At 55.0% G+C, this 25,701-nt stretch carries 19 protein-coding genes and 1 riboswitch; of the genes, 6 read left to right on the top strand and 13 right to left on the bottom strand.

Translation table 11 applies throughout. From position 1 onward, the window contains the following. Positions 1 to 135: 135 nt before the first annotated feature. The 4 genes from mqnC to metA form a co-directional block, all read right to left on the bottom strand. Entirely contained in the window at positions 136 to 1,272 is a 1,137-nt protein-coding gene (mqnC, locus tag AC6RNO_RS17490) for a cyclic dehypoxanthinyl futalosine synthase (RefSeq protein WP_474686935.1), read from the bottom strand. Positions 1,273 to 1,439: 167 nt separating this feature from the next. Next, a complete protein-coding gene (locus AC6RNO_RS17485) occupies positions 1,440 to 2,612 on the bottom strand; it encodes an aminotransferase class V-fold PLP-dependent enzyme (protein WP_497106192.1) in 1,173 nt (390 codons plus the stop codon). Continuing rightward, the gene (locus AC6RNO_RS17480; protein WP_497106191.1) at positions 2,609 to 3,778 is read right to left on the bottom strand and encodes an aminotransferase class I/II-fold pyridoxal phosphate-dependent enzyme; all 1,170 of its coding nucleotides are present in this window, start codon (positions 3,776 to 3,778) and stop codon (positions 2,609 to 2,611) included. Before AC6RNO_RS17480 ends, AC6RNO_RS17485 begins: the two co-directional genes overlap by 4 nt. Then, positions 3,778 to 4,716, bottom strand: a complete 939-nt coding sequence (gene metA / locus AC6RNO_RS17475; RefSeq protein ID WP_497106190.1) for a homoserine O-acetyltransferase MetA — start codon at positions 4,714 to 4,716, stop codon at positions 3,778 to 3,780. Before metA ends, AC6RNO_RS17480 begins: the two co-directional genes overlap by 1 nt. Before the next feature lie 94 nt (positions 4,717 to 4,810). Then, positions 4,811 to 4,937: riboswitch (SAM riboswitch) on the bottom strand. Positions 4,938 to 5,330: 393 nt separating this feature from the next. Between metA and corA the strand changes: the two genes are divergently transcribed. Continuing rightward, on the top strand, positions 5,331 to 6,266 hold the full coding sequence (corA, locus tag AC6RNO_RS17470; RefSeq protein ID WP_474686928.1) for a magnesium/cobalt transporter CorA: 936 nt from the start codon (positions 5,331 to 5,333) through the stop codon (positions 6,264 to 6,266). A gap of 88 nt (positions 6,267 to 6,354) precedes the next feature. On the opposite strand, the gene tyrS is transcribed toward corA, so the two are convergent. Together tyrS and AC6RNO_RS17460 are read right to left on the bottom strand one after the other, a co-directional pair. Beyond that, positions 6,355 to 7,614, bottom strand: a complete 1,260-nt coding sequence (gene tyrS, locus AC6RNO_RS17465) for a tyrosine--tRNA ligase (RefSeq protein WP_497106189.1) — start codon at positions 7,612 to 7,614, stop codon at positions 6,355 to 6,357. 362 nt (positions 7,615 to 7,976) lie between these two features. Continuing rightward, positions 7,977 to 9,005 (bottom strand): HRDC domain-containing protein, encoded by a 1,029-nt coding sequence (locus AC6RNO_RS17460; protein ID WP_497106188.1) that lies wholly within the window; start codon positions 9,003 to 9,005, stop codon positions 7,977 to 7,979. A 204-nt stretch (positions 9,006 to 9,209) separates the two neighbouring features. Between AC6RNO_RS17460 and AC6RNO_RS17455 the strand changes: the two genes are divergently transcribed. Both AC6RNO_RS17455 and AC6RNO_RS17450 read left to right on the top strand, forming a co-directional pair. Beyond that, positions 9,210 to 9,503, top strand: coding sequence for a DUF3055 domain-containing protein (locus AC6RNO_RS17455; RefSeq protein ID WP_474686924.1), 294 nt, complete (start codon positions 9,210 to 9,212; stop codon positions 9,501 to 9,503). Between the two features lie 217 nt (positions 9,504 to 9,720). Beyond that, positions 9,721 to 10,023, top strand: coding sequence for a hypothetical protein (locus AC6RNO_RS17450; RefSeq protein ID WP_474686922.1), 303 nt, complete (start codon positions 9,721 to 9,723; stop codon positions 10,021 to 10,023). An 816-nt stretch (positions 10,024 to 10,839) separates the two neighbouring features. Here the strand turns inward: AC6RNO_RS17450 and AC6RNO_RS17445 are convergent. Then, positions 10,840 to 12,957, bottom strand: a complete 2,118-nt coding sequence (locus tag AC6RNO_RS17445) for a glycoside hydrolase family 52 protein (RefSeq protein WP_497106187.1) — start codon at positions 12,955 to 12,957, stop codon at positions 10,840 to 10,842. Between the two features lie 320 nt (positions 12,958 to 13,277). Between AC6RNO_RS17445 and AC6RNO_RS17440 the strand changes: the two genes are divergently transcribed. After that, a complete protein-coding gene (locus AC6RNO_RS17440) occupies positions 13,278 to 14,174 on the top strand; it encodes a helix-turn-helix domain-containing protein (protein WP_497106215.1) in 897 nt (298 codons plus the stop codon). A gap of 399 nt (positions 14,175 to 14,573) precedes the next feature. Next, positions 14,574 to 14,891 carry a hypothetical protein gene (locus tag AC6RNO_RS17435; RefSeq protein ID WP_497106186.1) on the top strand — a complete coding sequence of 106 codons (318 nt, stop codon included), beginning with the start codon at positions 14,574 to 14,576 and terminating at the stop codon, positions 14,889 to 14,891. 417 nt (positions 14,892 to 15,308) lie between these two features. On the opposite strand, the gene AC6RNO_RS17430 is transcribed toward AC6RNO_RS17435, so the two are convergent. Then, the gene (locus tag AC6RNO_RS17430; protein ID WP_497106185.1) at positions 15,309 to 16,793 is read right to left on the bottom strand and encodes a tagaturonate epimerase family protein; all 1,485 of its coding nucleotides are present in this window, start codon (positions 16,791 to 16,793) and stop codon (positions 15,309 to 15,311) included. Between the two features lie 165 nt (positions 16,794 to 16,958). On the opposite strand from AC6RNO_RS17430, the gene AC6RNO_RS17425 reads away from it, so the two are divergent. Next, entirely contained in the window at positions 16,959 to 17,813 is an 855-nt protein-coding gene (locus AC6RNO_RS17425; protein ID WP_474686915.1) for an AraC family transcriptional regulator, read from the top strand. 63 nt (positions 17,814 to 17,876) lie between these two features. On the opposite strand, the gene AC6RNO_RS17420 is transcribed toward AC6RNO_RS17425, so the two are convergent. The 5 genes from AC6RNO_RS17420 to AC6RNO_RS17400 all read right to left on the bottom strand — a co-directional run bounded on the left by AC6RNO_RS17420 (position 17,877) and on the right by AC6RNO_RS17400 (position 25,663). Next, entirely contained in the window at positions 17,877 to 18,401 is a 525-nt protein-coding gene (locus AC6RNO_RS17420) for a tail fiber protein (RefSeq protein WP_497106184.1), read from the bottom strand. Positions 18,402 to 18,423: 22 nt separating this feature from the next. Next, positions 18,424 to 18,921, bottom strand: a complete 498-nt coding sequence (locus AC6RNO_RS17415) for a phage tail protein (protein ID WP_474686911.1) — start codon at positions 18,919 to 18,921, stop codon at positions 18,424 to 18,426. A gap of 26 nt (positions 18,922 to 18,947) precedes the next feature. Next, positions 18,948 to 19,466, bottom strand: a complete 519-nt coding sequence (locus AC6RNO_RS17410) for a tail fiber protein (protein WP_497106183.1) — start codon at positions 19,464 to 19,466, stop codon at positions 18,948 to 18,950. A gap of 19 nt (positions 19,467 to 19,485) precedes the next feature. Continuing rightward, positions 19,486 to 19,944, bottom strand: a complete 459-nt coding sequence (locus AC6RNO_RS17405) for a GNAT family N-acetyltransferase (protein WP_497106182.1) — start codon at positions 19,942 to 19,944, stop codon at positions 19,486 to 19,488. 214 nt (positions 19,945 to 20,158) lie between these two features. Further along, positions 20,159 to 25,663: an S-layer homology domain-containing protein gene (locus AC6RNO_RS17400; protein ID WP_497106181.1), complete on the bottom strand. Its 5,505-nt coding sequence runs from the start codon at positions 25,661 to 25,663 to the stop codon at positions 20,159 to 20,161. Positions 25,664 to 25,701: the final 38 nt, after the last annotated feature.

The following is a 25,701-nucleotide window of genomic DNA, read 5'->3' as shown; positions in this document are numbered from 1 at the left end:
AACAAGGCCCTGGATGGTCAGTTTAAGGCCAAAATTGCCCTCTTGCTGCTCCTGCACGACAAAAAAACGCTTATCAAAATATTTATCCTTCCAGCGGATTCATATTAGATAAGCGCTATAATTATTCGCTATTGCCTAGTTCTGCATTACAAAATCCCGATCCACCTTCGCGTTCTCGTCGTTGAATACGCGCAGAGTCTCGTATTTTGTGTTGCGCTGTGCGGGGATTTTGCCCGCTTCGCGGATGATTTGCAGCGTTGAGCCGATGTTGACTTTGTGCGTGGTGCCCGCGGCGGATACGACGTTTTCTTCGATCATTGTGCTGCCGAAGTCGTTGCAGCCGTAGCTGAGCGTCAGTTTGCCGATTTCCGGTCCCATCGTAACCCAGGAGGACTGGAAATTCGGGATGTTATCGAGCATGATCCGGCTGATCGCGAGCGTCTTGAGGTACTCCTCGGGCGACGCTTTTTCGACCTTCATGTTCGTATTGTCGGGCTGGAACGTCCACGGAATAAACGCCAGGAAGCCCGGCGTATTCAGTTTTTGCAGCAGCACATCGTCCTGCGCGTCCCGGATGCGGAGCAAGTGCAGCGCGCGCTCCTCCATCGACTCTCCGAAACCGATCACCATCGTGCCGGTCGTGTGCATGCCGAGCTTATGCGCCGTTTGCATCACGTTCATCCAATCGCGCCAGGAGCCTTTCAATTTGCTGATTTTGCGTCTTGTCCGGTCATCCAAAATTTCCGCGCCTCCGCCCGGAAGCGAGTCCAATCCGGCTTCATGCAGCTGGCGTACGACTTCTTCGAGGGACAGTCCGTCCGACACGTCCTGCATTTTCATAATTTCCGCCGGAGAAAAAGAGTGCATCGTAATGTTAAAACGCTTCTTGATTTCCCGCAGCAAATTCGTGTAATAGCTGAACGGAAGGTTCGGGTTCGTCCCTCCCTGCATGAGGATTTCCGTTCCTTCTACATCAAGGGTCTCCTGAATTTTTTGGAAAATCGTCTCATCCGGCAGCACATAGCCTTCCTCCGAGCCTGGAGGCCGGTAAAAAGCGCAAAATCTGCAATAAACGTCGCAGATGTTCGTATAGTTGATGTTGCGTCCGATGACGAAAGTCGTAATCGGCTCCGGGTGCCATTTTTGCATAATTTGATTGGCGGTGTGGCCCATTTTTTCTATTTGGTCGGATTCGAACAGCGTGATGCATTCCTCTACATCAATCCGTCCGCCAGCCGAAGCTTTATGTAAGATGCGATCAATCGGTTTCACGTCTACTCACTCCTCTTTTTCAAGCGTTTGTATACGCTTATCGTAACATATTTTCCGCCGAACAGTCACGGCTAATTGTGCCAATACCTAAAACTTACAGACGGGAATCCGTCCAAAAAAACCAAACAGCAACGCGCCGTGTACACTTCGCGTTGCTGCATATGCATCTAGCCCCGGAGCGCCTGCTCCAGATCCTCAATTATGTCCTCGATATCTTCAAGCCCTACGGAGTAGCGGACGAGACCGTCGGTGATGCCGCGCTGCAGCCGCACTTCTTTGGGCATGGCAGCGTGGGACATCATAGCCGGATAAGAGAGGATGCTTTCTACGGCGCCCAAGCTCACCGCAACGAGCGGAATCCGGACTTTGCTAAGCAATTTCTTCGCTTTTTCACCGGAGCCTACGTCAAAAGAAACGACAGCGCCATAGCCGAAGGACTGCTTCTCGTGAATGTCTCTCCGCGGATGGTTCGGCAGCCCAGGGTAGTACACGAAATCGATATCCGGCTGCTCGGACAGCCATTCGGCAAGTCTGCGCGCGCTTTTCTCGGATGCTTCCATACGCGCCTGCAGCGTCTTCATTCCGCGAATAAGCAGCCAGGAATCCTGAATGCCGAGCACGTTGCCCATGCCGTTCTGGATCTGCTTCATCCGGCCCCCCAAGCTGTCATTCGCTACGACGGCCAATCCGGCCAAGACATCGCTGTGACCGCCGAGAAATTTCGTCGCGCTGTGCAGCACGATGTCAATGCCCAGCTCTATAGGGCGCTGGTGGTATGGAGTCATGAACGTGTTGTCGAGCATAGTCAGAAGTCCGTGCTCTTTGGACCACGCGGCGACTTCGCCGATGTCGGTAATTTTGAGCGTCGGATTGGACGGCGTTTCGATGAACACGGCTTTGGTGTTCGGACGCAGCGCGGCCCGCACCTGATCCATATCGGTCATATCGACGAACGTCGATTCGACGCCCATGCGATTCATAATCGTCGTCAGCAGACGGTAAGTGCCGCCGTACACGTCCTCCGTACAGATGACGTGATCGCCGCTGGACAGCAGCATGAAAGCCGATGAAATCGCCGCCATGCCGGAAGCGAACGCAAAGCCGCGTACACCGCCTTCCAGAAGCGCGATGTAATCTTCCAAAGCTTGGCGGGTCGGGTTGCCGGAACGCGTATAGTCATACTCCGGCGAAACTTCGAGATCCGCCTGATGAAAAGTCGATGCCTGGTACAGCGGCACGCTGGACGCCCCTGTCGTTTCGTCGATTTCCGCGCCGAAATGGATCAACCGGGTCGCAAATTTGCCGTGCGGCTTGCGGTTTTCTTTATCGTGAGCGCTCATCGGGCGGCGCCTCCCTCCAGCTCCGCTTGCGCAAGGTCCAGCGCGCGCGCCAGGTCGGCAATCAGGTCATCGACGTGCTCGATGCCCACGGAGAACCGCAGCAGGCGGTCGTCGACGCCTACTTGCTGGCGGATTTCCAGCGGAATATCCGCATGGGTTTGCACGGCCGGGTACGTCATCAGCGATTCGACGCCGCCAAGGCTTTCCGCGAAGGCGATCAGCCGGATGTGGCGCAAAACCGGCTCGACCAGGCGTGCGTCCTTCACTTTAAAGGAGAAGATGCCGGTGTTGCCGCTCGACTGCCTGTTTTGGATCGCGTAGCCCGGATGGGACTCAAACGCCGGGTAGAACACTTCATCGACGAGCGGATGTTCCTGCAGGAACTTGGCGATCGCCGTCGCATTGAACTCATGGCGCTCCATGCGCAGCGCGAGCGTCTTCATGCCTCTCATGAGCAGCCAGCTGTCCTGCGGGCCGAGCACCGCGCCGATGGAGTTGTGCAGAAAAGCCATCTGCTCGGAAAGCTCTTTGCCTTTCGTGACGATCAGTCCGGCGAGCACGTCGTTGTGACCGCCCAGGTACTTCGTCGCGCTGTGAATGACAATGTCCGCGCCAAGCTCGATCGGCCGCTGCAGAAATGGCGTCAAAAGCGTGTTGTCGACGATAGACACGATGCCCTTTTTACGGGCCCAGGTACATACAAGCTCAATATCGGTAATCATCATCAGCGGATTGGTAGGCGTCTCGATCACAATGCCTTTCGTATTCGGCCGGCAAGCGGCTTCCAAACCGTCCAAATCATTCGTATCCACGTAGCTGGCCGTCACGCCGAAGCGGCTCATGATCTTTTCCAGCAAGCGGTACGTTCCGCCGTACAGATCCAGCGATACGATCAGATGATCACCCTGGCTGAAGTAGGCGAAGATCGTTTGCAGCGCAGCCATGCCCGATGAGCAGGCAAAGCCTGCGTCACCGGATTCCAGTTCGGCGATCGCGTCTTCGAGCACTTTGCGGGTCGGGCTTTTGGTACGCGCGTAGTCAAAACCAGTGCTTTGTCCGAGCTTCGGATGGCGGAACGCGGTAGCTTGATAGACCGGGAAGCTGACCGCTCCGGTTGCGGGCTCGTTTTGTGAACCGATTTGAGCAAGACGACTTTCGATTTTCATTAAACCTGTACCTGCCTTTCTGATTTTACGACATTCAAGTCATATGGCGTTTGCTGGTAAACGTAATAGTTCAGCCAATTGGAGAAAAGCAGGTTCGCATGCGCTCTCCACGTATTGTAAGGCTGTCTGGTCGGATCGTCGTTCGGGTAGTAATTGCGCGGAATGGCAATGTCCAAACCTTTGCTCACATCGCGGTCGTATTCCCATTTGAGCGTGCAAGCGTCATACTCCGAATGGCCGGTTACGAAAATGTGCTTCCCGTCTTTCGTCGCGGTAATGTACACGCCCGCCTCTTCGGACGAGGACAAAATTTCCAGCTCCGGACATCGCTCGACATCCTCTTTGCGAAATTCGGTATGGCGGGATTGCGGCGCGTAGAACACTTCGTCAAAGCCGCGCAGCAGCTTCGTATTCGGCACCCCGATCGTATGCGGGAATACGCCGAACAATTTGTTTTCCAGGGAGTACTTGGGAACGCCGTAATTGTAATAAAGCCCTGCCTGCGCAGCCCAGCATATATATAGTGTCGAAGTGACGTTCTCTTTGCTCCAATCCATAATCTGCGTCAGTTCTTCCCAGTAATTGACTTCTTCGAAGTCCATCTGCTCGACCGGCGCTCCGGTAATGATCATGCCGTCGAGCTTTTCGTCCTTGATGTCGTCAAACGTTTTGTAAAATTGCTCCAGATGCTCGACGGACGTATTTTTGGAGGTGTGCGTTTTGGGGTGCAGCAGCACAAATTCCACCTGAAGGGGCGTGTTGCCGATCAAACGCAGCAGCTGCGTTTCGGTCGTTTCTTTCATTGGCATCAAATTAAGCAAGGCAATTTTCAGCGGGCGTATGTCCTGGTGGTACGCCACGGTTTCGTCCATGGTGAAAATGTTCTCTTGGTTTAAAATTTCTTTGGCCGGCAGGTTGTCGGGAATCTTGATCGGCATACTGTTCACTCCTTTTTTTAACATCTGCATGGTGAAAATAAAAATGGCCTTCTCCGCGACGAGAAAGGCCATACAAGTTCATTGTCAATGTCCTCTCTCATCTCTCAGAATTCGCGTATCCGCGTTCCGCAAGAATTAGCACCGTGCATCCCTTTGAAAACAAAGGTTTGTCGGTTGCCGGGTATCATCGGGCCAGTCCCTCCACCTACTCTTGATAAGAAAAGCAACTATTCAGTTGTCTTTAATCATACTATAATTTTCGCTTATGTCAAGGATTCTGTTTGCATGGACTTGTTAAAACCGGCAAAATTGGTAATGTCCAACACCCGACAAGCCCTTGATCCATACATTATTCTAGAAGCCGAAAGGCATATGAAAAATCGAACTTTTTGGCTTGAAACGCCCATAATGAAGGGTTATACTAGACAAGTATTCGAACAAGAACCGACAAAGGGGGGAGTACGCGTGGACGGAGACCCGAGGAGTAGAAGCTGCACGGAATATACACAATTTCATATGGCAGGAATGCAGCCGGTGCTTCGTTCAACCGTAGCCTCTTAACCATACGGAGTCTGCTTTGGCACGGCTGCTTCCATTCGAAGGGGTGGAATCAGATGAAAACACGATGGGTACAAGACGGCGTATTTACTTTGATTGAGGATGTGACCGTCGCGCTAACACCTCCGGAGAGCGGCTTTTATTGGATAGATGCAGGTGTGGAAGATCTGGAGATTTTACAACCTTTGTTTCATCTGCACGATTTGGCCGTGGAGGACTGCTTAAGCGAGGAAGAACAGCGTCCCAAGATTGAATTTTATGACTCGTACTATTTTATCGTTATTAACAGCATCCGGTTTGACGACGAAGAAATTTTTCTGCGCGCGCTTAATATTTTCCTCGGCAAACATGTCATTATTACCGTCACCAAGCAAAAGATCAACGAACTCCGCGCCTTGAAGCCGTTTCTTTGGGAAGAAGAAGTGAACGGCGCCGACCGTTTCCTCTATCATCTGGTCGATCTTGTCGTCGATAACTACGTCGCTGTCGGCGATCGTATCGAGGCCAAGATTGAAAAGCTGGAAGAAGACATTCTCATGGCAACCAAGAAGTCGCATTTGAATGAAATTATCGGACTTCGCTCGGAAATTTTGTGGCTGAAAAAGGTGCTGGTCCCTCAACGCGACGTGATCGGTACGCTGAATAAAAAAGATCTCAGGCTGATTGACCATCAGCTGCAAAAATATTTCGGCGATATTTACGAAAATGCCGTAAAAATCGTCGATACGTTCGATACGCTCCGCGATCTGATGGGCAACTTGCGAGAAGCTTACCAGTCCAGCGTAGCGAACCGGGCGAATGAAATCATGCGCGTGTTTACCGCGCTGACCACGATCTTCATGCCGCTCACGTTCATTACCGGCGTGTTCGGGATGAACTTCGAAAGCATGCCCGGGCTGCACATCCCGTACGGCGGCGAAATTATTCTCGCGTTCATGGCAGCGCTTGGCGTCGGCATGTATGTGCTGTTCCGCAAAAAAGACTGGCTGTAAGCGCTGCTGGGCTCGTTGGTCCGGCACACCGCAACAATTGAACCTCCAATCCGCCGACACGGCGCCTGGAGGTTCTTTTTTGCGCGGATCAGCCGATTTTGATTTTCGCGAATTTTCGTTTGCCTACTTGAACGATATCGCCGTCCTGCGGCGCGATGTTCGCATGAACATCGGACACTTTGTGCTCGTTGATTTTGACGGCTCCCTGCTCGATGCTGCGTCTTGCTTCCCCGTTGGACGTTTGCAGCTTCAAGGCGACGAGAAGTTTAACAACCGAAACGGTTCCCGCTTCAAGCTCGCTCGCCGGCAAAAGCACCTCCTCGACATGCTCGGGCAGCGCCCGCTTTTGAAACACGGTGACGAAATGGCGCTCCGCCTCTTCCGCAGCTTGTTCCCCGTGGTACGTACGCACGTATTCTTTGGCCAGCCTGACCTTGGCGTCTCTGGGATGCACCGCTCCCGATTGCAAGCCCTGCCGCAGCTCATCCAGTTCCCCGTCGGAGATTGACGTCGTAAGCTCGTAGTATTTCAGCATCAGGCTGTCGGGTACAGACATCGTTTTACCGAAAATTTCGTTCGCCGGCTCATCGATTCCGATATAATTGCCGAGGCTTTTGCTCATTTTTTGCACGCCGTCCAAGCCTTCCAGAAGAGGCATCAGAATCGCCACCTGGCCGTCTTTAACCTCATACGCCCCCTGCAGCGTTCTGCCCATCAGGATATTGAACGTTTGATCCGTGCCCCCCAGCTCGATGTCGCTTTGCAAAGACACCGAATCGTACCCCTGCATCAGCGGGTAAAAAAATTCATGAATATGAATCGGCTGATTGTTCGCGTAACGCTTGGCAAAATCATCGCGTTCCAGCATGCGCGCCACGGTCACTTTGCCGGCCAGCTTCAAAACTTCCTCGAACTTCAGCTCGCCCAGCCAGGAGGAGTTGTAATAAAACTCGGTCTTTTGCGGATCAAGAACTTTGTACAGCTGCTGCTGGTACGTCAGCGCATTCCGCTTGACATCTTCGTCCGTAAGCTGCTTCCGCGTCTCCGATTTGCCGGTCGGATCGCCGATTTTTCCCGTGAAATCGCCGATAATCAATTGGACTTCGTGGCCCAAATCCTGAAACTGCCGCAGCTTTTGCAGGACTACCGTATGCCCGATGTGAATATCCGGCGCAGACGGGTCGAGACCGAGCTTGACTTTAAGCGGCCGGCCGGAAACAACCGCATGCGCAATTTTACTGCGCAGCGCTTCTTCCGGAACGATTTCCGCGACACCGCGGCGGATTGCACGCAGCTGGCGGTCCACTTCCCGCTGCTGAGCCTCAGTAAGGCGATCTGTTGTATTCATACGAATTCCTCCCGTTTATAAAAATAAAAAAGACAACCTCCAACGTCCACAAAGGGACGAGAAGGTTGTCTCGCGGTACCACCCTAATTAAAGGGAAACATGCCCGCCAACACGCCGGCGCACATTTCCTCTTTCACTTCGATTCAATAACGGCATTTGACTGCCGGGTACAAGCTACTGATGCCGGTTTGGCACGTTCCCTTTACCAACTCGGGACTGTAATTCGGATTTCATGCACGCATCGGCTTGCACCAGCCACCGACTCTCTGCAGCAGTCAACATGAATCTTACTCGGGGATTCGCCCCATGTCCGTCATCGCTTTCGCTATATGAAGATTAGAACCCATTAAAGCATATTCTATTTAGCCTGTCAAACCTAAATTTCCGGCTGTCCGGGTCGCGCTCTCCTTTTCCCTGCGGAAACGCAGACGCAGCAGGCGCAGCCATTCGTATGCGCGGTCCAGCTCCTTGCCTTTCAGCTCCTCGGCGGAGGCGATGCGTTGGAGGATGGGCTTCAGGTAACGGTGGCCTTCCGTCTCGAAAGCGTTCCACGCCTTAATCTGATCTTCCTCCGGGATCACAGTCAGCTCCGCTTCGATGAGCGGCTCCATATCGTAGCCCTCCCGGTCCAGATCTTCGATCCATAGCAGCACGTCCCGGCGCTGCAGCGGCAATCCCTCTTGCAGATCGGCCAGTGAGCCGCCCGACGCGACGATTTCCAGCAGCCGGCGCTTGTTCGCTTCCCGGTCGAGCTCATCGCGCAGCTTTTGCTCTTTTTGCGCGGTCAGCCAGGCTTCGAACCGGCCGGGGTCTACCGCCTTCGCGACCCAGTCGAGCGGAAAGCCGGTTTCCCGCGGCAGCCCGGCGGTCAGCTTCAGCACATCGGCGCCGTACATCGCCGCCTTTTGCCCGCCGAAGCCGGGAATTTGCAGCAGCTCGTCCGCAGTCTGCGGGCGAAAAACAGAGATCATGCGCAGAACGCGGTTCGTCGCCAAAATGTAAGGCGCCTTGCCTTCGCGCGAAGCCTGCTCTCTTCTCCATACCCGCAAGCTCTCATAGGTCTCCTCTTGCGGATTGGTCTCGCAGTAGTAGGCGAGCATCTGCGTCATCCGGGCTTTGCCGGACAGGCTCTGGCCCGATTCCCAATCCCCGCGGATCAAGGGGCGAAAGCCTTGGCGGATTTTGTCCCGCAGCCCCTGGCGAAAAGCCGTCAGCATCTCGTCCCAGCTGATCCCCTCGTACCATAGCTCCTGCACCTTTTCGCCCTGCTCGTCCCTATCGTGCCAAAGCACGCTCCATATGCCCTGGTCCTCTCTGATTGAAACTTGCGCCGATCTGACGCTATGATCCCCCGCTTCCTTCTCCAATGTGTTCAAAAATACGACGTTCATTGCACTCCTCCTGACTATCCCTATAGTTTGTAGTTCGGAAAAAACAAAAAGCACCTCTCCTGCGCCGCCTGGCGTAAGAGAGGTGCTTCCTCTTTTCTGAATATCCAAATCATACCATGTTCGCCGTCCGGTTGCAAGATAAGTTTTGCTAACCTGTATTTTCAGGTATAATCAGAATACTACGCCAAGCAGATGGAGGGCATTATGTCTGAATTTGATTTTTTATACGACCACAAGGAAGAAACGACGACCCGGTTTGTTTGTTTTGTCGGCGAGACGCTGCACCGCTTCGATCTTGCGATTATGACGACGACCCGCTACTACGGTAAAAAGATGGTGATCGACCTGCAAACCGGGCGCAGCGCCGTCATCGGTCCGGACGATCTGGCCGAGGAAGGCTACCTGGAATACGCTTATAAAATTAGCGAGGAAGAGGCCGAAGAGCTGCGATCGTTTTTATCGGAAGTGATAGGCTCGATTCATTTTACGGATATTTAACAAGCGCGCTGGGAAAACTGGAAAAAGCATACACAGCGACTTAGGAGACCGGCTGGCGCACCTAGTGGAAGGCATACAGCTGGGAGCTGCGTGCGGTGGTATGCGAAAAGGCGGATTTATGCGACGTGAGCGTGAGCGGCAGGCATTTAGGCGGTCGCTATTCAAAAAACAACTCCGCCCGCCGGCTCTTAGGTCCGAGACACAGGAGGCTTTTTCCATGAGCAAAGATTTCAGCGAGCAAACCGACAAGCAGCCGGACGGCTTCATTCAAGAAAGCTGCCGCGAGTCGGCCGATCTGGCGACGGTGGAGTCGCAGCGCAACGACCTTGCCGCCGAGGAATTTCCCGAGGGCCCTTATGGCACCAGCCTGCCTCTGGAATCGCTCGGCAAGAGCACGCCTTGGCGGGAGGACCAGCGCTCGCCCAGCCCGTTTTCGTACGAAAACCGCGAACTGCACGAAGGGATGCAGCGGAACTATCCGGGCGACCATGAAACGCATGATGAGGCCGCAGACGAATGATGAACAAAATCCCCCTGTTGGGGGAACCAGAGGCGGCGCCAGCCGAACTTTTCCTGCGCGCCTCTCCAACGCAGATTGCGTCGCTGCGTAGCTGGGGGGGCGGGACGTTGGCGGCCGGACAGAGAAAAAGCCTGCAAAAGTGCAGGCTTTTTCTGCGAAAATGGTTCATTTGGGCAAAAAACCTGCGAAAGTGCAGGAATTTGCGATGAAAATGAATCTGAGCCTATGCTCTCGGCGAAAAGCCTGCACAATTGCAGGAATTTGTTCCCGACCAGCGTAGCAACGAGCTAAAAGATGTATTTTTGCAGGTTTTCTTCGCGCCAGTCTGGCAGATGGTACGACAGGCTCTGGCGTATGGGTTTCTGGGCAGTCTGAGGCCTGAATTATTTTCATTTTGTGGTAATTTCTATCTATGACGTCTTGGGAGTTTTTGCAGGTTTTCTCCCCTGGCCCCCAGCCAAGCCGCCTATGACTTCCCGCTGTGCAGCGCAGCAAATGCCCCCGGGAGAGGCGCACGTTTGCTAAGGGGCAAGCCGTTTTACCAGCGTTAGCACTACCGTCTTTGTGCGGCGGTCCAATAATGTCCTTGATGGCGGCAGGGGATTGAGCTAATCCCCCTCTCATGACGACGGCCCGCCGATGTTCGGCGAACCCGATCTTGTTTCAGTTAGTCCAGCTTGCCGAAAACCGCAAAATCAATATATGATGTGCTCGACCGACCGCCGTCATACAGCGCAATACCGCACGCCGGGAGCTGCGAGCAGTAAAAAACCAGCCGAAACTCTTTCGCTAAGAGTCCGGCTGGTTTTTTTAGGTTTATGCGTACCGGTCTTCCTGCAGCCACAAAATCGCAGTTACACCGCGCGGATAATATTTGCTGCCCGTTATTTCTCCGGAAATAATTTGATCGCTCCAGCTCCATATTGACAGCTCCGGATGCGTGAGCCAGGCCGTATGGGCGGCGTCCGCGGCAGCGCCCTGTTCCTCCCATGGGAGGTCGAGAATTTGCCGGGCGACGAATTGGCACAAATAAATTTTGCTCAGCCAAGAATTGTTGCTCGTGGACGAAAGCTTCCATCCTCCGTCAGGGAACAAGCAGATGTCCGGGACCAATACCGTCTCGAGATGCTTTTTGAGCGCCTTGATGTAAAAGCCGTAGCGCCCGCTTTCGTCCAACGCCTCGCGGCAGCCGGTGAAATAAGGGAACACCAGCCCTTCGATGGCGGGTATAATTTTCGAATCGTTGCCTTCCCCGACGACTGCCGGAATGTAGCCTTTCTCGTTGACAAAACCGACCAGTGTCTGCACGCATTTGAGCGCTTGCCCGCTTGCGGTTTCGGCAAGGTCTTCGCGGCCGTTTTGCCGGAAAATATGCTCCATCGCCACGTAGGACGCCCAGCATTTTCCAGCCATGTAAATGTTGTTGCGCGCCTGTCCAAGCGATACGTCGAGGCTGTCGTACGTCGTAATTTCGGCCCCGCCCATCGTGCGCGTGCTGTCCAGCGCCATGATGCCGTTGCGCAGCTCGGGGTTCGGGTTATCCCGGTTCAGCATGCTTTGCAGACACTGTTCGAAGAGAGCCAGGTTTTGCTGCAGCCACTCCCTGTCCCCCGTTTGCTCGACGTACACAGCCCCGCACAAGATCCAGTTTACAAGCTGCTCATGCGTCATGTGTGAAAAGCAGCCGGTCAAGCCATACAATTCGTACGAGGAATAACCGGGTCTGGAAAGCGTGTTGGCCACGCCCATATCGTGGGTAAAGCTGATGCCGCCGGGATATTCCGCCGATTCGCCGGGAAAACGGACACGGTCTTCGTAGCTGTAGCGTTTGGAGAACATGTCGAGCTCGTTTTTGACTGTCCACGGATTGAGTTGCAACTCGTAGAACAGTTGATCGACGGTCAGATCGAACGTGTTCATCATGCGATATTCGCCTTCGTTGACGATCCAAAACGGCTCGTCGTCCATGTCGAGCAGCTGCGTGCTGCCGTAGTAGCTGCGGATCGCGTGCGCGAGCATAAATTTTTGATCGGCCGATAACCGGGAGGCTTCGATGCGCTCATCGGCCTTCGCCGCCAGCGCGCCGAGCTCGTCGAAATGATCCAAAGCGTAACCGGCGACCGCTTCGATGTTTTTGAACAGACGTGCATATGTGTAGGAAGCGTCATATCCTGCGGTAACGATGCCCGAGCGGTGAAAGCAAAGCGCGAAGCGGTACGTCCGCTTTTCGCCGGCAGGCGTATCCATGAACAGCGCCCCGACGGTACCTAAACCGAAGGTCAGATTTTCGGCGGGATGAACGGTCAAAATATCCTCAATGCTGAAATGAAGTCCCGAGCGCACACCCGCATCCCGTGACACGATCGCCGTATTGCGGCCCTGGCCGACGCCGGCAATGCCATCGCAAGTATCGTCAAGCCTGCGCATGGAGCTGTACGGATCAGTGCCCTGGTAACCGAAAAAAGCTCTTCTCGGCGCCGCTCCCCGCGTATTATCGACAGTAATCTCGGCCAGAATGGCCGGCACCAGCGCCAGGCGTAGCGCTTCATCCGCCGCCACGCTTGGATCCGGGACGGATTTCACGGGCGAAATGAGCCGGAACTCCAAGTCTCCCGCCCGCCACGAATCTGTGCTGACGCGGAATTGTCTGGAGACAGATTGCCTCGGAAAAGGAAAAACCACTTTCGGCTTGTTCGGATTCGGGTCCGGATTCTCGATATCATAACGCGCGCTCTCGTCCCCGACGGCTTCGAAAAAAGGAAAAGCCTCATAGGTACCGCCTTGAACGGACTCAAGGCCGATATAAATATTTTGGCCCGGAGGCCGCCCTTGCTCCAGATCAAAGCCCCCGCTTTTGCCCGGAAAACCTAGCGTAAAGCTGGCGAACGCCCCGACCGGAGAATGATGTGTATTGAAAAATGAATTGGCTGGCATAACAGATGCTCCTTTCTGCTTATGCTTTTATCATACGTCCACCTTTCCGGCTAGCCCATGGGCAAACCTGCACTCGATTTGTGCAAAAAACGCCTCACCCGGGGCGTCCGTATCGGGGGCCAGCCTTGCGGCGCCACAAACTCGCACCGGGTGAGACACACTCTGCGTGCGCAGCTCCCTGCGCGCGGTGTTGCGCTGCATGCCGGCGGTCGGTCGACGCCCCGGGAGGGCGCACGTTGCCCCGGGTGAGGCGTCCGCTTCGACGCTCATGCTATAATAAGGAAATAATATCCGCGTAAAAGGAGCGAGCATCATTGCGCATGGAACATCTCCCCGCCGGGCTTGAACATAGCGTAAGCGGCACTACGCTGCCTGATTTGCACATGTCGTTTCGCCTGTTTGCCGCCCACCGCCGCAAAGTGAGCGCACAGTGGTCTTTCCCGGAGCATAAGCATGCCCTTTACGAAATTAATATCGTGTTGGAAGGTTCTCAGCATATGCGCGTGGAGGGTAAGGACTATAGGCAGGCCAAGGGGGATTTGCTTTGGATTTTACCGAACCGGAAACATGCCAGCCTGGGTGCTGCGGACGGAAATACGATGGAGTACGTATGCCTTCATTTTGAAGTGGACGATCCCTGGTTCCGGGCCCAGCTGAACCAGTTGAACGAAGGGCTGTACCCGGCGGGTTCTGCGCTGGAAATTGCGCTGCGCCCCATCCTGAACGATGTGACGGACGCGGCCAAAGAAGAAGACGCCTCTGCCGCCAACCTGAAGCTGCTGACGCTGCATGCTTCTTTTCGCTTGTTCGGCGCGCTGAGCGAGCTGCTGCTGCAAACGGAGCAGAGGGCGGCGGGCAAAGCGGGAACGACGGAGCTCGCCGAACAGCTGGCGGTCAGCATCGAGCAAGCCTGGGCGCAAAACGGCGGCGCGGATGCGGGCGATGTCGTGGCCCTGCGGATCGAGCAAATCGCCGAGCAGCTCGGCTACAGCCCGACGTACTGCAACCGCGTTTTCCATAGAGCATACGGCATTTCCCCGCGCCAATATTTGAGCATGATCAAGCTGCGCAACGCCAAGCTTCTGCTCATGGACCCGGCGCTTTCCATCGAACAAATCGCCGTGCAGCTCGGCTACAAAGATTTGTCCCAATTCAGCAAGCAATTCAAAAGATGGACAGGCATGTCACCAAGCGCATACAGGCATCTGTCCTATTGAATGGCGGAGAGGCGGCCTTTGGTGGCGCTGCATCGGCCTCGCCCGCACTGCATCGGCCCTCGCCGGCACTGCATCGGCCCCCGCCGGCACTGCATCGGCCCCAGCCGGCACTGCATTGGCCTCGCCGGCACTGCATCGGCCCCAGCCGGCACTGCATTGGCCTCGCCGGCACTGCATCGGCCCCAGCCGGCACTGCATCGGCCCCAGGCACTGCATCGGCTTTCGGTTCTACAAGCCAAGGGAGACGCCGCCCCTGATTGTACCGACGCCATAAACTGTCGGATAAGCATACGCTAGAGGCAGCGCATCTGCTTGGCAATGCGTAGAAAGCCTGCAATAGTCAGGCTGTCCGAGCAAGTCGCGACACTCTGCGAGGGCTAGGGGAACGAGCGTGGCTATTTGGAGGACAGCCGCTTTTTCTGGGCGCGCGCATCTCCCGGTTCAGGTTGTGAAACCGCACAACTGGGCTGGAAGCAGCTTGCCAGGGAGAAAACCTGCGAAAGTGCAGGTTTTTCCTCTGGAATCGGCTTATTTTGGCGAAAAGCCTGCAATAGTGCAGGAATTTCCACTGAAAGTGAATCTGAGCCCATGTCCCCGCTGAAAAGCCTGCACTTTTGCAGGAATTGTTCGTGGACAGCGATCAAGGACGCAAATTCATGTATTTTTGCAGTTTTTTTTCGTACAGCCAGCCAGGCAGATTATAGCTATCTCCTCTAACGTTGGGGTTTTTCAATAATAGCCTGCAAAAGTGCAGCTTTTTGCTCGTTGAGACGCTTGCCAACGAAACATTCCTGCAAATGCGCAGGTTTTCCAGCGCATACATGCGCTCAGACCCGTTTGCATCCGGAATTCCTGTACAATCGCAGGCTTTTCCGCCAAACGGACTGCTTTCGCGGAAAATGCCTGCACTTTCGCAGGTTTTGCGGGTTTTACGGGTTTTGCGGGTTTTGCGGGTTTTGCGGGTTTTGCGGGTTTCACAGGCTTTCCGGGCGGCCCAGCCGCGCTTCACAAGCGACCGCACCGGCTTGGGCGGCAGTTGCTTCGAGCACACCTCCCGCGCAAGCCAAAAAACGCCTCAACACCACGACAAAAGTGGTGTTAAGGCGTTTTAAGGGGCCCAGCCGCCCCCGCAAACTATTTGCCCAGCAGCTCCAGGTGCTTGCCGATGTGCTTTTGCAGCCCTTCCGCAAATGCTTCCTCCTGCTCGGAGAGCGTGCGGAAAAACTCGTCGGCGAACTGCTTGGTGCCGTCAGCATTTTTCGTCTGCAGCAGCAGGCCGTACGTAATGTGCAGCAGTTGGCGCGCATTGTTTTCGTTCATATACTCCGGCAGATCCGCGTCGTTCGTTTGATCCAGCGGCGCGATAGCGGCGATGTCCGTCGTCACATGATAATAAACGGTCGCTTCTTCAAAATGCTCCAGCGCATATTGGTGCATGCGGCGGTACAGGGACGGATTCGCCTTGGCAACGACGCGAACGGCTTCAAGCCAGTTGGTGCCTGCCGTTTTCAAATGGAACAGCCCCTTGGTGTACTGCCCGATCAGCGGGAACACGCTGAACTTGTCGCTGCCCGAGTGGATGCTCAGCTTGAAGCCAAAATGATTGGCAATCGCCACGTGGCTGGCAAGCTCCTGTTCGAACTGGGCGATATCTCCGATGTAATCGATGCCTTTTTGGAACTCCCCGCAGAAGCGCGGCGCCATGCTGAAAATCGTTACGCCGCGCTCGTGCAGCTCATTGGCTACCAAATAATGGGCCTCCGGCGAAGTCGGCGTCATCGTTTCGTCGATGGAGATTTCAAAATCGACCTCACGGTCCAGCGTTGCGATGTACTTGCGGAAAATCGCTTCCATAAAATCGACGGCTGCGCTGTAAATCAGCACGTCTTTTTTCAGCGTTTGCGGCGTAAACGTCAGGCTCGCTCCTTGAACGGACGGCGCCTGCTGCAAATAACGCGCTTCATAGCGGCTGCGCACATCGGCGGGAAGCTGCTCGTATTTGGCCGCCACTTCCGCTTCGGTCAAGGAGTCGATCGTATTATCGATGTTCTCCGAGCAGTCCAGCGTCAGCATCGTAAAACCGAGCCGCAGCGCGTATTCGATGTCCTCTTCCTTCTTCAGATGATCGCCGTCCGCGCCGAAGCCGTCCCGGTAGCCTTCCTGGAATACGGCATAGCAAGCGGCGTCCAGCACGTCCTCATAAGTGCGGCCCGTCAAGTTCAGCTCGCGGATGCTTTGCTGAGCGAGTACGGGACGAATGTCCTTTCCGCGCAGCGTTTGAATGTGTCCGGGGCTGGCGATGCCCAGGCGGTCGCCGAGTCCCATCGTCGCTACCTTAGTGCCGAAAGCTTGCGGCGCCGTATAAGGCAAAAATTTGTTCAGCGTCAGCCTGTTCGCATGCGTGAGAGGGCAAACTTTGCCGCCGTCCGCGACTTCTCCGTCCAGCTGATCGTACAGCTCGCCGTCTCCGGTCGCCACGATCCGTTTGCCCGCTTCCGTCTTCACCATCACTAAAGCCGTATTGCCATACTTCGCCAAAGATTGGGGATACGCTTTCACAGCTTGCGAAACAAATGAGGAAATACTGCCGGATTTCACTGCTTCAATAAGTTGGTTCATATTTAGAATCCTCCTTGATTGCTCCATTATGATAATCCGATCATATCGCAATTTAAGCAATATTTCTCATCATCTATTCCGATTTTTCCTGAAAACTATTCATATTTTTACTTTCATTCATGATATAATAACGACGGGCAGCCCTCATCCAAGGAGGAAAACGATATGACCCGCACAGTTACCTACGGCAATGAAGAAGGGCCTTTTTACATTCAGCACATTCAACGGTCCGGTTCGTTCGAAAGAACCCAGCATATGCACGAGGTTTTCGAGCTGTATTATTTGTATGAAGGCGAGCGGATGTATTTTATCCGCGATCGCGCTTATTTGATTTTGCCCGGGGACCTGGTCCTGATTAACCGGCGCGAGCTGCACGCTACCGCGGATTCGGACAAGCTCGGCCACAAGCGGGTCGTGATGAACTTCAGCGAGCCGTTCCTCGGCGGGTCCATCACGGAAGCTCCCTTTTTGCTCGATGCTTTTACTTACGGGACCCCTGTGCTGCGCCTGGACCCTACGGAACGGCGCACCGTGGAGGATATTCTTGGCAAAATGGTGCAGGAAGCCAAGGAGCCGCTGCTCGGCCAAGCTTTTTCCCTGCGGCACCGCCTCATCGAGCTGCTGCTGTTCACGGCGCGGTTCGTCCGCCTGCATCCCGTCCAGGCGCCGGAGCATCTCAGCCCGCTGCACCGCAAAATATCGACGATCGTCCGCTACATCAATACCCGCTTTGCCGAGCCGATCCGGCTGGAAGAGCTGGCGGAGCGGTTTGAAATCAGCCCGGCTTATTTGAGCCGGATGTTCAAGGAAATTACCGGCTTCGCGCTGATCGAATACGTCAATTTCGTGCGGGTCCAGGAAGCCCAGCGCCTGCTCGCCGGAAGCCAGGACAAAGTCATTACGATCGCCGAGCAGGTAGGGTTCGGATCGCTGGTGCAGTTCGGGCGGGTGTTCCGGCAGATATCGAAAACGACGCCTCTCCGCTACCGCCAGTCCTCCCGCAAAGAGTTGGACAAGTAGCTGGAAAGTCGCCGCTGTACGCCGGATAAGCCGCAGAATGCGGCCATCCCCATTACCTGTGTCTTATTGCTTGGGAGGGTAGACTCCCTCCAACGCGATGATGAAGTTCATGACCGCGAACGGCTGCATGTTGTTATGCGGCTGACTGCCCCCCATAGGGGTAATCGCCTGCGGGTTCATCGTCGTATCTAATATGTCGGAATAAAATTGGAACCCGCCGCGTCCGGACGCGCCCGCATTGGCCCAAATGGCCCCTTCTGCCGTCATTTGATCCGATACTGTCTGCGCATTAGCCAAATGATTATGAACGGGCATTTGATCGTACAACAAAGTCACCGTCGCCTCTCCGCCCTTTTCGTTGTACTTCCGCGGCGTAAGCCCTGCGCCGCCGCCCCAGTGCATGGGTGCCCGTCCTCTAAGATCGGGCAGAGCGAACGTCGTTCTGCCGTCTCCGCCGTAAACGTTTCCGATTATAGAAAATAAAACAGGGTTTACCTGAACCTGCATGATTTGACCGTTGCACAGCGCCCAGCCGACCGGGGCATAATTGCCTGCAAACAACCGAATTTCTCCAACGTATGGATCCATATGCTCATCCCTTTCTCCACATTTAACTTCTAGGCGGGAATAACCCTTCTACAGCTATACAGAAATTTAACACTGTATAGGGCTGCATATTCACGTGCGCCTGACTGCCTCCGGCATTAGCCAACGCGTTGGGAGCCATCGCGGCATTCGCCGTCGTCTCATAGGGTTTTACGCTGGCCGATGTTCCCCAGGTATTGTCCGAAGGGGCTGCCGAGAGCGCACCCGATCCTCCTGTCGCCAGATGTGTGTGCTGAGGCATTTCATTGATAGTTAAAGGGTGCGCTTCCTCCCCGCCGGCTTGACCGAACGGAGTGCCCGCCGATACGTGAACCGGAGTACGTCCTTGCAAATTTGGAACGGCAAACGTGGTGCGCCCGTCGCCGCCATATGTATTTCCGATCACCGCAAACAGCGCCTGATTGTGGATAACCTGCAGCAGCTGTCCGTTGCACTGTAACCATCCCCTAGGGGCAAAATTAGTAGGAAACAACCGAATTTCCCCTACAAAAGGTTCTGCCATGAATGATCCTCCCCGCCTTTTTCAAATTAATTTTGAGTAGGATAAATGCCTTGTAACGCAATGATAAAAGTAAGGGTAGAGAAAGGCATCATGTTGTCATGTGACTGATTGCCTCCAGCTATTCCGATTGCCAAGCCATTCATCGTCGTATCTGGAGCCGCGTTGGAATATTGATTTTTGGTGCTCTTGGCCCAAAATGCATTAGCCGGGCTGGCCAACGTCCCTTCAATACTGGAGCTATTCGCATTATGCGTGTGAGCAGGCAGCTGGTTTAGCGTTAAGGTTACTTTTTCCACACCGGTCTTTTGCCCAAGCGGGTAAAAAGTGCCTGTTGCCGGGTTCTGGCCCGTGTGCACAGGGATTCTCCCCTGCAGGTCCGGCAGAGCGAAGTTCGCCCGCCCGTCTCCCCCGTAAGTGGTTCCAATTAAACTATACAAAGCTTCGTTGTCGTTGATAGGCAGCAGTTGCCCGTTGCACAGCGCCCAGCCGACGGGGGGATAATTGCCGGAGAACATGCGAATTTCCCCCAAATATTGATCGCTCATGTAAAATGCTCCTCTCTCTTTATAGCTGCCATGCCATTGCAACGTAAGGAAATGATTCTCCGGTGACCTTGAATCCGAGTCTTTCGTACAAACGCTTGGCCGGATTATCCCCGAGCACATGCAGCGTGACCGATCGGCCGGATGCGGCGGCCTCCTGCTGCAAACGCGCGATCACCGCGCTCCCCAGCCCCCGGTTGCGGTAAGGCGCCAGCAGGGACAAATCGACAAGGGCGACAGAGGATTGCCTGGACACAATCATCCGCCCGATCCTCACACCCTCATGCACGATGATCTGAGTGACGGCACCCGGGTACTGCATAGCATAGGATTTTGTCTGAAGCTCGAACTGCATACGCAAAAAAGCTTCTCTTTCTCCGGGCGGCCATCCCCAAGCTTCCATCTCGCTATGCCTCGTTTCCGCATAAACTTCGAACAAAAAGCTGTCGTCCTGTGGCAGAGCTGTTTCTAGCAGCAGCATAGCACCTCCAATTGTCAGTATCAGGAATGATCTGAAACTAAAGTACTATTCTACTATAGATAGCAAAAGAACTTTTTGTCAATTAATGTATATATTTGCGATAACAAAAAAATCCGCTCTTCTCTATGAGAGAGGAACGGATTTGGGTAAAACCGCGGATTTGCTAATTTTCCGATGTGTTCATCCTGCAAAGCGGGTTACCTTATGAAATCGATCAGGGGATCAATGTCTCGCTTTGATCGGACTGACGGCTGGCATCATGCGTCCGGGATGCTTCCTCGATGTCTGCAAACGCCCAGAATGACGGCTGTACATCAGACCAGGACGGAACGGAAACTCCCGTCAACGGCCCGCGCTTGAGGATGCGGTTGATGATGACGACAGCCTCCGCCCGCGTCAACGCCTGGTCTGGCCGGAACGAGCCGCCGGCATACCCTGTCATGTATCCCTGCCCGGAGACAGCGGCGATTTGGGCCGCGGCCCAGTGCTCTTCGGCGTCGCGGAAAGCCGGCTTCGCCGCAGACGGATCCAGATTCATCCATTTTACGATAATCGCTGCCATTTCGGCGCGCGTGATGGAAGCGTCAGGCTTGAAGCTTCCGTCCGGATAACCGGTCAACAGACCCGCTTCCTGTCCGCGGCGTATCGCATCTGTCGCCCAATGCCCTTTATCTACATCCGTAAAGGTCCGGGACGCAGCGTCCGACTTTGTTCCCGCCGCAGTCAATCGGGACATTATAGCGCTCATCTCCGCTCTGGTCACGGCCTGCCCGGGCCTGAACGTACCGTCCGGATAACCGTTGATATAAGCCTCGTGGCGCACAGTTTCACTGCCCGCGGATACAATCGTAAACGTACTGAATTTGTTGACATCGATTTTAATGCCTGCAAGGCTGCCTTGGGTACCGTATACAAGTTGGCCGCGCTGCAATACCTTTTCTCCGTCGGAGTGTTCGATATACACACCGAGCGTTGACAAAAACAGCTTTTTTTGTGCCGCATCGCCGGGAATAGCGCTCGGATCAAGAGGGAACGTCAATTGAACGGGCACTTTCGGCAGGTTCGTTTCAATCGTCATCGGCATGCCTACCATGCGCACCTCGCCCGACTTGATAGCTTGACGCACCACATCGGCGGTAATTGTTCTCCCTTTTACAGCCTGCTGCTCTTCCTGCTTCCGGATAGGCACAATGTTGAAGTAGTAATCCTGGCTGCCTGCCAAAGTCTTAAGAGTATCCTTGGAAAGATACAAGGTTGCATGATCGGTGCGAATCTCGAGATTGACCGATTTGTCCGATAAAATCGGGATCGCCTTCGCAGGCAGCGTAACCTTGACGACATCCGCAGGATCGTCCGCAAGGTCGTCTATCTTGACTATCACCGTATCCTGATTCGCCCGAAGCGCGCTGGAAACGGATTGATCGATTTTACCATCGCTCAAGAGAAGCGAATCGACTTTCTTCCCGCCGGCCTCTTCCCGTACAATATCGACTAGCTCGACTGTCTGCGAGCCGCCCGCAGCTTCGACCAGAACCTTCACCTGCCGGACGTTGGATGGAGAGCTGCTTCCGCTCGAGCCGCCGGACGAAGAACTGCTCCCGCCGGAATCGCCGGACGAATTGAGCACAACGATTTGAGTCTTTGCATGTATGCCGCCGTAGGTAGCCTCCAGCACGGAGGTACCGGGGCTTTTGCCCGTAACGCTGCCTGATGCCGACACGACCGCGCTGTCGCCCGTCAACGCGTAGCCTGCAAGCAAGGTTACATCCGTTTGCGAATTGTTGGAATACTGAGCCAAAACTTTTGTCTGGCGATCTTGGCCAACCTTGATTTGATAAGTCGGCTCCTCGAAGGCCAGGCTGATGACAACGGGCGTTACCGTCAGTGCACTCTGAGCCGTTTGCCCGCTGTAAACCGCCTTGATGACAGTTTGGCCGGAAGCCAACGCTTTGATGATGCCCGGTACGGACAAATCGGCGATTTGCGCATCGGCGGCCTGATAAGCAGCCTGAGCCGTAACGTCGACTTCATGATTGTCGGAATACTTCATGATAACCTGAAACGGAATCTCTCCGCCCTCAGCTACCGAGTAAGAAGACTGGTTGAATCGCAAGCCCGCAGGTTTCGAAATCACTTGAACGGTGCGCAAAATTTCCTGAGCCGGATTGCCTGCAAGATCGAGCGCATTATAGCGCAGCACATAAGTGCCGGCGTGATTGACATCAACGAAGCCGGTCACTGTGGCTAAAGCCGACGCCGGGTGCTCATCCTGAACTTGCGCTCCAAGCTCCGTATAAGCCTCCCCTTCAACAATCGTAACGTCGGCGGCGCCGTTCAAAACAAGCGTCGGCGCCGTTTTGTCGATTCGTATTTCCGCCGAAACAGGCTCGCTCGCATGATTGGACGGGTCGATAGCTCTGGCGAAAAAAACAGTCAGCCCTTCCTGCGAAACGACGACCGGAGCGGTGTAGCTGCTCCACACTCCATCGGCTCCGAGCTTGTATTCGATTTGATTGCCCGGGTCGCTGGCGACTGTGGCGGTTACGTTTTGATTGGTCCAGCCGGTATCGCTAAGCGTTATGGAAAGATGATTGCTTACAAGCACATTGTGAAGCGCTCCGATATTGTTTAACGCAGCATCGGCGGCATTGCCTGCCCTGTCGGCGATTATCGCTCCGTTTAATGTCAGGAAAGCGGATGAGACACCGATCCCGTCTGCGTCCTGGTCCTGCATGCGGACCGTATAGCGGAATTTCAGCTGACTTGGCGTCACGGATTCGGCATATACGGCTTCAACCAACGAGGAGCCCACCTGCAGTTGAATGGAGGGGGTCCCTCCTGAAGTATTCAGCACAACCGGCTCACTGTAATTCACCGTAAAATCGAGATTCGCGCCGGCACTGTATGTGCCGTTCGCAGGCACGCTGACCGAGCTCACCGTCGGCGCAATCGTATCCACCAGCACCGCATTCGTGCTGCCGACGCTGTTCAGCGCAGCAACCGCATCGTTGCCGGCAGCGTCTTTGACTGTGCTGCCGTTCAGTGTCACGCCAGACCCGGCCTGAATGCCGTCTGCGTCGTTGTCTCCGGCCTGCACCGTGTATCGGAACAACAGCGCATTCGTTCCAGAGCCTGACACGTACGACGCTTGCACTGTCGTCGAACCGATTGTCACGGGCAGATATGGCGTGCCGCCTGCCGTATTCACCGTTACATTTTCACTGTAGTTAACGGTGAAATCCAGATTCGCTCCCGCTTTGTACGTCCCGTTCGCTGGCACATTCACGCTGCTTACCGTCGGCGCCACCGCATCCACCAGCACCGCATTCGTGCTGCCGACGCTGTTCAGCGCAGCAACCGCATCGTTGCCTGCAGCGTCTTTGACCGTTCCGCCGTTGGCGGCTATCGCACTGCCGACCGCTATGCCGTCGGCATCCGCATCGCCGCTGAGTACCGCGTACCGGAACAACAGCGCGTTCGTTCCTGAGCCTGACACGTACGACGCTTGCACTGTCGTCGAACCGATTGTCACGGGCAGATACGGCGTGCCGCCTGCCGTATTCACCGTTACATTTTCACTATAGTTGACGGTGAAATCCAGATTTGCTCCCGCTTTGTACGTCCCGTTCGCTGGCACATTCACGCTGCTTACCGTCGGCGCCACCGCGTCCACCAGCACCGCGTTCGTGCTGCCGACGCCGTTCAGCGCAGCAACCGCATCGTTGCCTGCAGCGTCTTTGACCGTGCCGCCGTTGGCGGCTATCGCACTGCCGACCGCTATGCCGTCGGCATCCGCATCGCCGCTGAGTACCTCGTATCGGAACAACAGCGCGTTCGTTCCTGAGCCTGACACGTACGACGCTTGCACCGTCGTGGAACCGATTGTCACGGGCAGATACGGCGTGCCGCCTGCCGTATTCACCGTTACATTTTCACTATAGTTGACGGTGAAATCCAGATTTGCTCCCGCTTTGTACGTCCCGTTCGCTGGCACATTCACGCTGCTTACCGTCGGCGCCACCGCGTCCACCAGCACCGCGTTCGTGCTGCCGACGCTGTTCAGCGCCGTCACCGCAGCGTTGCCGGCCGCGTCTTTGACCGTGCCGCCGTTCAGTGTCACGCCAGACCCGGCCTGAATGCCGTCTGCGTCGTTGTCTCCGGCCTGCACCGTGTACCGGAACAACAGCGCGCTTGTTCCTGAGCCCGATACATACGACGCATGCACCGTCGTGGAACCGATTGTCACGGGCAGATACGGCGTGCCGCCTGCCGTATTCACCGTTACATTTTCACTGTAGTTTACGGTGAAATCCAGATTCGCTCCCGCTTTGTACGTCCCGTTCGCCGGCACATTCACGCTGCTCACCGTCGGCGCCACCGCGTCCACCAGCACTGCGCTCGTGCTGCCGACACCGTTCAGCGCAGCGACCGCATCGTTGCCTGCAGCGTCTTTGACCGTGCCGCCGTTCAGTGTCACGCCAGACCCGGGCTGAATGCCGTCTGCGTCGTTGTCTCCGGCCTGCACCGTGTACCGGAACAACAGCGCGTTCGTTCCTGAGCCTGACACGTACGACGCTTGCACCGTCGTCGAACCGATCGTCACAGGCAGGTACGGCGTACCGCCTGTCGTATTCACTGTTACATTTTCACTATAGTTGACGGTGAAATCCAGATTCGCTCCGGCTTTGTACGCCCCGTTCGCTGGCACATTCACGCTGCTCACCGTCGGCGCCACCGCGTCCACCAGCACCGCGTTCGTATTGCCAACGCTGTTCAGCGCCGTCCCCGCATCGTTGCCGGCCGCACCTTTAAGTGTGCCGCCGTTTAGAGCCAGCGCAGCGCCGACTGTCACACCATTATTATCCAACTGACCACTCTGCAGCGTGTACCGAAAGATCAATGCTTGCGTTCCCGAGCCGGATACATAAGAGGCATTGACGGGAGAGGAGCCGATTATCAGCGGCAAATACGGCGTGCCTCCCGACGTGTCCACGGTAATATTTTGGTCAAAATTCACTGTAAAGTCCAAATTTTGCCCGGTACTGTACACGCCGTTAGCCGGAACGGATACTGACGAAACAACCGGATTGCTCGCCGCAATGTCATAGGTGACGCTTAACGTCGGCACGTTGCTTCCTGTTTCCTTGGAGGCGATGGCGAATTGGCTCGTCCCCCCCGAAGTGCTGCCGCTCAGCACCAAAGTCGCGATTTTATCGCCGGACAACTGGCTGTTTATAAAGCTTTTGACATCAATGATCAGATCCTGTCCTACTGTAATGCCGGACGTAATATTGGACGCTATGTTCACATCCTTGGAAGGAATCGTTGTCGCGTTTTCCGTCCAACTGTCGTTATTAGACCCGGATACATTCAAAAAAGGGGCAGCCGTATTCTCACCCAAAGCCGTTACACGCAGCTTAAGCTGTGCGCTTGAAACGGTTGCACCGTTCGGAATCGAAGTCAGGTCGAATTTCAGTACCGTCTGAGCGCTCCCGTAAGCGACGTCGTAAAAATTGCCGATCCAGTTAAAGTTCTTGAAATCGACGGTCGTATCGCCTGAGGGATAGTGCCCGGAATTATCTACGTAATAGTCCGCAGTCGTGGACAATGACGCCGTCGTCGACGCGTAACTGTTATACGCGGGCAGCAAGCCGCATACAAGCAGCGCAAATACCGCCGATAAAACCGCCTTGCCCGTTCTTTTGTAAAGCCCTTTCATAGTCGCCTCCTTAAATTTTGAAAACCCAGGGTGGGATT

The organism is Paenibacillus sp. sgz302190 (assembly GCF_059820445.1).
The sequence above is the reverse complement of the archived record's forward strand: the minus strand, read 5'-3'. Positions and strand labels throughout refer to the sequence as shown.

Bases quoted from the DNA above. Each gene is read 5' to 3' on its own strand.
- AC6RNO_RS17445 (WP_497106187.1), bottom strand. From the start codon at position 12,957: ATGCCAGCCAATTCATTTTTCAATACACATCATTCTCCGGTCGGGGCG.
- AC6RNO_RS17410 (WP_497106183.1), bottom strand. From the start codon at position 19,466: ATGAGCGATCAATATTTGGGGGAAATTCGCATGTTCTCCGGCAATTAT.
- AC6RNO_RS17400 (WP_497106181.1), bottom strand. From the start codon at position 25,663: ATGAAAGGGCTTTACAAAAGAACGGGCAAGGCGGTTTTATCGGCGGTA.
- AC6RNO_RS17405 (WP_497106182.1), bottom strand. From the start codon at position 19,944: ATGCTGCTGCTAGAAACAGCTCTGCCACAGGACGACAGCTTTTTGTTC.
- AC6RNO_RS17425 (WP_474686915.1), top strand. From the start codon at position 16,959: ATGACCCGCACAGTTACCTACGGCAATGAAGAAGGGCCTTTTTACATT.
- corA (WP_474686928.1), top strand. From the start codon at position 5,331: ATGAAAACACGATGGGTACAAGACGGCGTATTTACTTTGATTGAGGAT.
- AC6RNO_RS17460 (WP_497106188.1), bottom strand. From the start codon at position 9,005: ATGAACGTCGTATTTTTGAACACATTGGAGAAGGAAGCGGGGGATCAT.
- AC6RNO_RS17420 (WP_497106184.1), bottom strand. From the start codon at position 18,401: ATGGATCCATACGTTGGAGAAATTCGGTTGTTTGCAGGCAATTATGCC.
- tyrS (WP_497106189.1), bottom strand. From the start codon at position 7,614: ATGAATACAACAGATCGCCTTACTGAGGCTCAGCAGCGGGAAGTGGAC.
- AC6RNO_RS17440 (WP_497106215.1), top strand. From the start codon at position 13,278: ATGGAACATCTCCCCGCCGGGCTTGAACATAGCGTAAGCGGCACTACG.
- AC6RNO_RS17430 (WP_497106185.1), bottom strand. From the start codon at position 16,793: ATGAACCAACTTATTGAAGCAGTGAAATCCGGCAGTATTTCCTCATTT.
- AC6RNO_RS17480 (WP_497106191.1), bottom strand. From the start codon at position 3,778: ATGAAAATCGAAAGTCGTCTTGCTCAAATCGGTTCACAAAACGAGCCC.
- metA (WP_497106190.1), bottom strand. From the start codon at position 4,716: ATGCCGATCAAGATTCCCGACAACCTGCCGGCCAAAGAAATTTTAAAC.
- AC6RNO_RS17455 (WP_474686924.1), top strand. From the start codon at position 9,210: ATGTCTGAATTTGATTTTTTATACGACCACAAGGAAGAAACGACGACC.
- AC6RNO_RS17485 (WP_497106192.1), bottom strand. From the start codon at position 2,612: ATGAGCGCTCACGATAAAGAAAACCGCAAGCCGCACGGCAAATTTGCG.
- AC6RNO_RS17415 (WP_474686911.1), bottom strand. From the start codon at position 18,921: ATGGCAGAACCTTTTGTAGGGGAAATTCGGTTGTTTCCTACTAATTTT.
- AC6RNO_RS17450 (WP_474686922.1), top strand. From the start codon at position 9,721: ATGAGCAAAGATTTCAGCGAGCAAACCGACAAGCAGCCGGACGGCTTC.